This is a genomic window from Mesorhizobium sp. M7A.F.Ca.CA.001.10.2.1 (genome assembly GCF_003998575.1).
In the GTDB taxonomy this organism is placed as follows: domain Bacteria; phylum Pseudomonadota; class Alphaproteobacteria; order Rhizobiales; family Rhizobiaceae; genus Mesorhizobium.
Window position 1 is genome coordinate 1 of sequence record NZ_RZQY01001219.1, and the last position, 721, is coordinate 721.

The following is a 721-nucleotide window of genomic DNA, read 5'->3' on the forward strand; positions in this document are numbered from 1 at the left end:
GCTGCCGTCCCTTCGATAGATGGTGCGGCCGTTGAGCGTGAACGACGTCATCTCGGTGCCGATTGTCGCCATGGCGTCGGTGACCAGCACGATCCTGGCCGGCCCCTGCTTGGCGCGCAGCGCGATCTTGATGGTGGCCGGATCGACATGGATGCCGTCGGCGATGAGGCCGGCCGACAAGCTGCCGATGTCGATGGCGGCGCCGACCAATCCGGGCTCGCGATTGCCGATCTGGCTCATCGCATTGAACAGATGGGTGACCATTGAGGCGCCGGCCGCGGCAAAGGCGCTGGCGGTGGCATAGCCGGTATCGGAGTGGCCAAGGCTGACGATGATGCCGGCCCTGGCGAGTGCCGCGACGCGCGCCGGCTCGACGGATTCAGGGGCAATGGTGGTGAGCAGCACCGGTAGTTTTTGCCGCGCGGCGATCAGCATCGCCTGATCGGCATCCGTCATCGGCCGGATCAGCACCGGATCATGCGCGCCCTTGCGGGCGACCGACAGATGCGGGCCTTCGAGATGCAGTCCGAGAAACCCGGGCACCTTCTGGCGCGCCGCTGCCTCGCCGGCGGCGACAGCGGCGGCCGTGATTGCAGGCGTGTCGGTGATCAGCGTCGGCAGCAGCGCCGTCGTGCCGAAGGGCGCGTGCGCGCGACAAATGGTTTCGATGGAAGCGACATCGGGATGGTCGTTGAGCATGACGCCGCCGCCGCCATTGACC

Annotated in this window: 1 protein-coding gene; it reads right to left on the minus strand. The window is 67.4% G+C overall.

Annotation, left to right across the window (positions count from 1 at the left end):
* A partial coding sequence (locus tag EN964_RS36250) for an N-acetylglucosamine-6-phosphate deacetylase (RefSeq protein WP_164776556.1) occupies nt 1-721 on the minus strand: 721 nt, incomplete at both ends.